At 58.0% G+C, this 8,252-nt stretch carries 5 protein-coding genes and 1 pseudogene; 5 read left to right on the forward strand and 1 reads right to left on the reverse strand.

What is annotated here, in order from left to right; all coding sequences use genetic code 11:
• The 4 genes and pseudogenes from CO655_RS32545 to CO655_RS32560 form a co-directional block, all read left to right on the forward strand.
• A pseudogene (locus CO655_RS32545) lies at window positions 1-448 on the forward strand (dihydrolipoyl dehydrogenase); the annotation flags it as partial.
• Between the two features lie 76 nt (window positions 449-524).
• A complete protein-coding gene (gene fba / locus CO655_RS32550; protein WP_097608684.1) occupies window positions 525-1,589 on the forward strand; it encodes a class II fructose-bisphosphate aldolase in 1,065 nt (354 codons plus the stop codon).
• A 210-nt stretch (window positions 1,590-1,799) separates the two neighbouring features.
• On the forward strand, window positions 1,800-4,319 hold the full coding sequence (locus tag CO655_RS32555; protein ID WP_097667932.1) for a HAMP domain-containing methyl-accepting chemotaxis protein: 2,520 nt from the start codon (window positions 1,800-1,802) through the stop codon (window positions 4,317-4,319).
• A 61-nt stretch (window positions 4,320-4,380) separates the two neighbouring features.
• Window positions 4,381-5,040 (forward strand): HAD-IA family hydrolase, encoded by a 660-nt coding sequence (locus CO655_RS32560; protein WP_280953083.1) that lies wholly within the window; start codon window positions 4,381-4,383, stop codon window positions 5,038-5,040.
• Window positions 5,041-5,244: 204 nt separating this feature from the next.
• Here CO655_RS32560 and CO655_RS32565 read toward each other — a convergent pair whose 3' ends face one another.
• On the reverse strand, window positions 5,245-6,231 hold the full coding sequence (locus CO655_RS32565; protein WP_097608685.1) for a LacI family DNA-binding transcriptional regulator: 987 nt from the start codon (window positions 6,229-6,231) through the stop codon (window positions 5,245-5,247).
• Window positions 6,232-6,800: 569 nt separating this feature from the next.
• On the opposite strand from CO655_RS32565, the gene CO655_RS32570 reads away from it, so the two are divergent.
• The gene (locus CO655_RS32570; protein ID WP_097667933.1) at window positions 6,801-7,868 is read left to right on the forward strand and encodes a glutamate cyclase domain-containing protein; all 1,068 of its coding nucleotides are present in this window, start codon (window positions 6,801-6,803) and stop codon (window positions 7,866-7,868) included.
• The last annotated feature ends 384 nt before the right edge of the window (window positions 7,869-8,252 follow it).

The raw sequence follows: 8,252 nt of genomic DNA on the forward strand, positions 1-8,252 counted from the left end.
GGCGCACAAGGCCGAGCATGAGGGTGTGGTCTGCGTCGAGAAGATCGCCGGCCTGCCGAATGTCCATCCGACCGACAAGGGCAAGGTTCCCGGCTGCACCTACTGCAATCCGCAGGTCGCCTCCGTCGGCCTCACCGAAGCCAAGGCCAAGGAGCTCGGCCGCGACATCCGCGTCGGCCGCTTCTCCTTCGCCGCCAACGGCAAGGCGATCGCGCTCGGCGAAGACCAGGGCATGGTCAAGGTGATCTTCGACAAGAAGACCGGCGAGCTTCTCGGCGCCCACATGGTCGGCGCCGAAGTCACCGAACTCATCCAGGGCTTCGTCGTCGCGATGAACCTCGAGACGACAGAGGAAGAGCTGATGCACACGATCTTCCCGCATCCCACAGTTTCCGAGACGATGAAGGAAGCGGTGCTCGATGCCTATGGCCGTGTGCTGAACGCTTGAGGCGCGACCATAAAACGCCGCTTGATCATGCGTCAAAGACGCAGCCGGCGCATTTCGGCTAGAGGAGGATTTTCAGATGGCACGCATTACGCTCAGGCAGTTACTGGATCATGCAGCGGAGGAGGGCTACGGCGTTCCCGCCTTCAACATCAACAATATGGAACAGGCGCTCGCCATCATGGAAGCCGCGGATGCGGTCCGCGCCCCCGTCATCATCCAGGCATCACGCGGCGCGCGCGCTTACGCCAACGACATCATGCTCAAGCATATGATGGATGCCGTCGTCGAAATTTACCCGCACATTCCCGTCTGCGTGCATCTGGACCACGGCAACGATCCGGCCAGCTGCATGACGGCCATTCAGGCAGGCTTTACCTCGGTCATGATGGACGGCTCGCTGAAAGCGGACGCGAAGACACCTGCCGACTGGGATTATAATGTCGGCGTGACAAAGAGAGTGACCGAAATGGCCCATCTCGGCGGCATCTCGGTCGAAGGCGAGCTCGGTGTGCTCGGTTCTCTGGAGACCGGCATGGGAGAGGCCGAGGATGGGCACGGCGCGGAAGGCAAACTGTCGCATGACCAGCTGCTGACCAACCCGGACGAGGCGGTGCGATTCGTGCGTGAAACTGGCGTCGATGCATTGGCAATCGCGATGGGAACCTCGCACGGCGCCTACAAGTTCACCCGTAAGCCCGACGGTTCGGTGCTGGCGATGAATGTCATCGAGGAAATCCACCGCAAGCTACCGAACACCCATCTCGTCATGCACGGGTCGTCGTCGGTCCCCGTCGAGTTGCAGGAGATCATCAACAAATACGGCGGCCAGATGAAGCCCACCTGGGGCGTGCCGGTCGAAGAAATCCAGCGCGGTATCAAGAACGGCGTGCGCAAGATCAACATCGACACGGACGGCCGCATGGCGATGACCGGGCAGATCCGCCGGGTCTTGCAGGAAGATCCGAGCGAATTCGATCCGCGCAAATATCTGAAGCCGGCAATGGCCGCGCTCACAAAGCTTTGCAAGGAGCGCTTCGAACAGTTCGGCACTGGCGGCATGGCGGAGCGGATTACGCCCCTTCATGTTTCGGTGATGGCAAAGCGCTATGCGTCCGGCGAGCTCGATCCGTGTTTCTCGTGATTATGAGCACATGGAGCACCGAAACCGTCGGAACTTATGTTCCGACCAGGTGCCAACTGTCTACCGGAGATCCCACAGCTCACATTCTGCGCCCGATAAGATGAACATTTAGACGCCATCAGCGCCGTTTGTAATACCGAAACGTAAACTTAATCAGTCCGTGTCATCCTGTCTCAATTCGGAGCAGCGAGTGCTTTTGGGAGGGGCAAAATGGACAGGATTCTTGCGCGGTTCAGGATTCAGACCAAGGTTATCGTACTGGTTCTGCCGCTGTTGCTGACGATCGTCGCTGTCGGCGCCACAGGACTCTACGCATCAGGTGTCCTAGAAGCGCGCCTCAGCACATCGAATGGCGTGGTCCGGCTGCTTTCAGGATTCAAGGCGGTTTATGCCGGCATTACGACGTTCCTTCGCGAGCCCGATGCGGCGACATTCAAGCAAGCCTCCGAAATAACTGCAGCACAGATCAGCGCACTCGACCGCATGATCGATGTGATTCCGGACGCCCAGGCTGCTGCTGAATTGCGCAAAGCGCAGCACGCAACCGGCACGATCCTGAGCCACATTAACGAGATATGGAAACTTCGACAGGACCGTTCGCAGCTCACGAACAACATTGCCGCGCAGCTCGACGCGCTGAACTCCGTGCAGATGGAACTTGGCAAGCACGCATTCAAGATCGTCGCCCAGGCTGCTCAGCTTGATAACAAGCGGAAATCGAGGCTTTCCGATACGTTGGCACTTCAATCCATTCTCAGCGGCTGCGAAAATCTCGAGGTTCAACTACGGTCGCTTGATGCCCAGTCCCTGCGACGCGAAGAAACAGCGGTGCGCGCATCGTTGGAAGCCCTCGCACAAAAACTATCGAAATCTGACCGTCTTCTCACTTCGTTGGGTGTGCGAGACGGGTCCCGCATCGCAGACAGGATTCTGGCATTTCTGAACCAAAGTGGAAGCCGGGAAACGGAGGGCCAGTCCGCGGAATTGGCCATCGCCAATGACTTGGCTGGTTTGTCGGAAAGGTTGCGAGTGCAGAGCGCGGCAGCGGTTGAACAAGCCGCTGCCGATCTGAATGGTTCGAGCGGTGGCTCTGTCGACGCCGACAAGGTGACGAAAAAGCTTCGGTCGATTGTGAGCAACGGCAGCGACGTAAAAATCGCCTTTGCCGGCCTTTTGGGCGAACCGACCGCGGATAACGTCAAGGCAGTCGAGCGAACCCTTTTTGTCTATGCAGGCGAGATACAGTTGCTGACGGAACTGGCGGCGATCGATTCTTACTTCGGCGACGTCCCGGGAACGGTAGGGGAAATCGCCGACAAATTACGCGAAAGCGCAACTGGACTGGAGGCAAATCGGGGCCATGCCGAGGAGCAATACCGCCACGCAACTGACAAGATCAACGAGATCTGGGGGTTGATGGACGCATTTGCGGACGCTCAGCGGCAGATGGCTTCGACCGAGCGGTCGTTGACGAACTCGGTGTCTCTGACATCTATGGCGATTGGATTTCTCGTCGCGATAGCATCGGGTGCTGCCTTGGTCGTCACGCTCAAGCGGCCAATCGGCTCAATCACCGAAATCATGCGACGTTTGGCAGGCGGTTCGTTGGACATTGCGATCGATGGAGACCGACGAAAGGATGAGATCGGCGAGATGGCGCGTGCACTTGCGGTCTTCAAAGAAAATGCCGTTCAGAAGATTGCCATCCAGGCGCGCACGGAAGAACTCCATCGACTGGCGGAATCGGAGCGGGAGATGAACGATCGCGAACGAGCTTCTACCCAGAAAAACATCGAACTGGCGGTAACGTCACTTGCGGACGGACTTAGAAATCTGGCGACCAGAGATCTGCGGAACACCATCGAGGTCCCATTTGCTGGGGATCTGGATATCCTCAGGCGAGACTTTAACAGCACCATCAGCGACCTAAGCTCAACGATACTGGACGTCCGTGCAACGTCAGCCGAAATTCACACCAATGGCCGGCTCCTGGCGGATGCGTCGGAAGAGCTTTCTCGCAGAAATGAACAGCAGGCAGCCTCGATCGAGCAAACCGCGGCGGCGATCGAAGCGATCACCATCACCGTAGCGGAGGCCTCTAAACGTGCAACGAACGCGGCTGACATCGTACAGCGCGTCAAGCTCGAAGCCGATGCCTCACTTGTTATCGTCGAACACGCTATCGCTGCGATGTCTCGGATCAAGGAGGCATCCGATCGCATAACAAGTATCGTAACGGTAATCGACGGAATAGCATTCCAGACAAATCTTCTCGCGCTGAACGCTGGCGTCGAGGCTGCCCGAGCTGGAGAAGCAGGGAAAGGATTTGCTGTCGTCGCGCATGAAGTCAGAGAACTTGCCCAACGCGCCGCTTCGGCGGCGAAAGAAATCGGCGCCCTTATCCATCATTCGACGACCGAAGTCGACGCGGGTGTGGATTTTGTCGAACAAGCCGGCCATGCCCTCGATGATATTGCGCTAAAGATTGGCGAGGTTTCCCGGGATGTTGGGCAGCTAGCACTCTCGAGCCAAAGCCAGGCAAAGAGCCTCAATGAGGTCAACCAGGCCGTAGGTACCATGGAAAGAGTGACCCAGCTGAACGCCGCAATGGCCGAGGAGGCTGGTGCGGCCACGCGCCGGCTTGCGGAGCAAGTAGACGACCTCGTTCAACTGGTCGGGTCGTTTGCACTTAATGAACCGCCATTAGCCCACGCCGAGAGGGCAGCCTAGCCTTGGGGTCAGCTACCCATGGCGATTCAGTCCACGTCTCAGCGCAATAAGGATATTCCCGTTGAAGCTCGATTCAAACAAGCAGTTCTCCGCCCTTCTTTTCGATATGGACGGGACGCTTCTGACTTCCATCGCCGCTGCCGAGCGAGTTTGGGGTGCGTGGGCGAAACGCCATGGGCTGGATCCCATCGCGTTTCTGCCAACAATGCACGGGCAAAGGGCGATCGACACGATTCGGCGGCTGGAGCTTCCCGGCGTGGACCCGGAGATTGAAGCTGCAAAGGTCACAAATGCGGAGATCGACGACGTGCATGGGGTTGTCGCGATTGCAGGAGCGGCAGAGTTCTTGGCTGCTCTTCCCACTGATCGGTGGGCGATCGTCACATCTGCGTCAAAGAAGCTCGCTCAGAGGCGACTTGAAGCCGCAGGGCTAAGCACACCACGCATTATCGTGACCGGGGAAGATGTCGCGGTGGGTAAGCCGAACCCTCAATGTTTCCTTCTCGCGGCAAAACGGCTCGGAGTTCCGGCTGGGAATTGTCTTGTTTTTGAAGATGTTGAGGCCGGCGTGAAAGCCGGGCAAGCGGCAGGCGCAGACGTAGTGGTCGTCACAGCGGCCGGGCACAATTTAAATTTACCTGGTAACCCAACCATAAATGACTACACAGAGGTCGCGCCGGTGGTATCCGCAGACGGACTGCTGTCAATCAAAGCGGTTTAGCCATGTTTCGGGGCGCTGGCGGCAGCGCGCCGGTCCTCATGGCGGGATTATCGAAAAGCGCGCGAATGGGCGCGGTGTACTCGTACTCGTCAGGCTCTGGAGCGGCTCGTCATAGTGGTCTTGATCGTCCGCCTCGAATTTGCCAAGGCAAAAGGCAGGGTGTTATCTAGAAGCTGACGGATGACCGTCTCGGATGCGTGGATCCTATGCGGACTGCCTGATCTTGATCTTAAACGGCAATATGATTTTCGCAGCCTCCTCGGCCTCCTCCCGGGAAGCCTCAATCAACCGGGCTATTGCAGGCCCGTAATCAAATGCGGGAACTGTCACCGTTGACAGCCAGGGAGCCAGCCAGTCGTTTAGGCGGTTGTCATCGAAACCCATCAAGATGACATCCTCGGGAATCGTAAGCCCCAGTTCAATCGCTGCGCGATGGACACCATAGGCGATCATGTCGTTGCCGCAAAAAATGGAGAGGCGCCTTTTGCTTTTCGAAAGCAATTTAAGCCCCTGCTCGTAGCCGGCCTCCATGGTATAGGCAGCCTCGACCTTCTTGACCGGACCGTGATCGCCCAGACCGGCTATGAAACCATCAAGCCGCTCGCTGCTTCCCGAGTAGCTTTTCGGACCGTGGATCGCTACGCAGTTCATGTAACCCCGCTCCGCAAAATATTGGCCGACTGCCATACCTGCAGCAAAATTGTCGACGCCCACATATGGCGCGACGATTCCCTCGGCCGGCCGCCGATTTACGAAGATTATGTTCTTTTGCCGGGAGCAAAGTTCGCGCAACCGCGGCGTATCGATCGCGCCTTGTAAAACGATGGCTTGCGCGCGCAGCCCTTGCGCATCAGCGAGCAGGCGATCCTGCTGCTCTGCATTTTCGGCCGCATTCGCCAGGACCATGGAAAGACCCGACGACTTCAAAGCATTTTCCAAAGATGCGGCAACGTCGGCGGTAAAGTGGTTCGATGCATCCGGCACGAGCATCACCACTACGCTGCTGCGAGCAAGACGGAGCGACCTGCCGATCTCCGAAGGAGTATAGCCGAGAATCTCCGCTGCCTTCTTGACGCTTTCGATCGTGTGAGGCGCGACCGCGTCGGCTTTTCCGCCAAAGTATCGGGACACGGTTGCCGTCGACACACCCGACAGGCGCGCGACATCTCTGACAGTAGGCGGCTTGGTCATCGCGGAAAACTCATATGTCTACTTCTAGCATCCGCTTCGTCGAAGCGGAAGGCCTCAGATGGCGTCGCCAGACCGGCGACGAAAGGCACCCTTCATGGTCAACAACACGTCGTCAAGCAATTTTAACGCTTGTTCACCTAACAGCGGCGGCTGATCAAAGCGCCAGGACGTTGTCTGCGTCGGCTGCGTGAGAATTGCAGTTGGCCAAGTTCCAGCGGTCGAAGCTATGTCAGCCATTCGAAGAAACAAGTCTGCAATGTAATCGTTGACATTGGCGAAAAGCTGTCATTGTATACGTTAACATCGGCCACGTCGCTGGATGAGCAAATCCGCAAGGCAAGTTTCTGGCGGTCGCGGCGGATGAAAATCGACTATTCCTGAAAGAGCGGAGGAAGCTGGGCTTTTATCGAGCCTGCAAATGGATACTGAACCGCAGACGGCCGATGTCGTCGCCAGCCTCTTCTTCACCTGCAGTGTCGACGTTAGGAAATTTGCAACCGAGCGGCGGCAACGCCCATGCAGAAAAATTCACCCCCTATGACCACTCACGCTAGAACCCGGAGCCATTCATGCTTGATCTGCAAAACGCCAAGGGCCAGAATATTGCCCAGACGATCGAAAATTTCATGACGCTTGATCTGACGGGTGTCGGCCTTATAGGCAAGATCTACAACGCGCTGCAATCGCATCAGCCGGGCCCCGCCTGCATGGATGGCGCCAATTTGATCGTCGATGTGGTTCGCGAACATGGCGGCCCGATCGTGATTGCGACGGGATTTCCTGAAGGCGGCGGCGTCCCGGAAACAGACGGCCCGGTCGGCGCAGCGCTCCTCGCGCGCGCACTCTTCCTCGGGCTTGGTGTCGAGACCGTTATTCTGACCGATGACGATTGGGTCGGCATGATGGAGGGGACATGTCGAGGTGCCGGCCTTGCGCCGCTTTCGTTCCCTGAGGATGGCCGGATCAGATCGGTCGACTTCGTCCGGCCAGTCTATATTCGCAGCGTCCCGAAGGATACGGCGGGGTGCAAGGTCATCACGGATCAGCTTCTCGAGGTAACAAAGCCTTCGCTGGTGATCTCGATCGAGCGGCCAGGCCAGAACGACAAAGGCCTTTACCATGGACTTGGCGGGCGTCCGCTCGACAATCTTGTCGCAGATCTCGACCAGTTTTTCCTGAGCGCCAAGAAGCGCAAGATCCCCTTCATTGCCATCGGGGATGGCGGCAACGAACTTGGCATGGGGCTGATCGGTGAAGATCTCAAGGCTTTTTCGCCCAAGGCCAGGGATAGCGGACATCCTGGCCGGGGCGGCGTTGCTGCGGCAACCTCGGCGGATCACCTCATCGTATCGAATGTCTCAAACTGGGGAGCAACCGGGTTGATCGCCGCGCTGTCCGCACTTTTGGAGAAACCGTCAGTCTTTCACGACGGCGCGTTGGAACGCCGATGCATAGAACAGTGCGTCTCGTTCGGCGGCGTTGACGGGATGTTCATGGGGCCGGAGCCGGCTGTTGACGGCATCTCCGCCCGGGAATGGGAAGGGCTTGTTGATACGCTGCGCAACACGCTTAACCGATTGGCCGGTCGGGTCATCGGATGGAAAGGCGACAGCGGCGACTGGCGCCAGTTGAAGTGACGGAAGCGCCCGAGGGCTCGCCGACTGGCGGCACGCAGACGCGCAAGCCCCAAGTCTCGAAGATCTCCATCGGCGCGCCTGAGCGTTGCCGATTTTCCGATGACCTCGTTGCGGTCGGATGCCGACCGCGACAAATCTTTTGAACGCCTCGACATTTGCCCCGCCAGCCAAGATCTGAGCCTTGCTCGTCAAAGCCGGTTCCTGCAGCAGGCTCTGTCGAAACAGCCGATTTGAGAGCGTTTGGCCAAGGGTGGCCGCGGCAGCGGTCGATGCGTCCGCCACGCATGGCGTCTTCATTATCAACCACCATATCATCCCTCCTTTGATCGGTAACGAGGCCGCTTAGTCGCCGTCAACGAAAATGTAATCGTTGACATCGAGTTT

It is taken from the genome of Rhizobium sp. M1 (assembly GCF_002531805.1).
Classification (GTDB): Bacteria; Pseudomonadota; Alphaproteobacteria; order Rhizobiales; family Rhizobiaceae; genus Rhizobium; species Rhizobium etli_C.

Excerpts from the sequence above, each read along its gene's own strand:
- fba (WP_097608684.1), top strand. The coding sequence starts at position 525 with ATGGCACGCATTACGCTCAGGCAGTTACTGGATCATGCAGCGGAGGAG.
- CO655_RS32570 (WP_097667933.1), top strand. The coding sequence starts at position 6,801 with ATGCTTGATCTGCAAAACGCCAAGGGCCAGAATATTGCCCAGACGATC.
- CO655_RS32555 (WP_097667932.1), top strand. The coding sequence starts at position 1,800 with ATGGACAGGATTCTTGCGCGGTTCAGGATTCAGACCAAGGTTATCGTA.
- CO655_RS32565 (WP_097608685.1), bottom strand. The coding sequence starts at position 6,231 with ATGACCAAGCCGCCTACTGTCAGAGATGTCGCGCGCCTGTCGGGTGTG.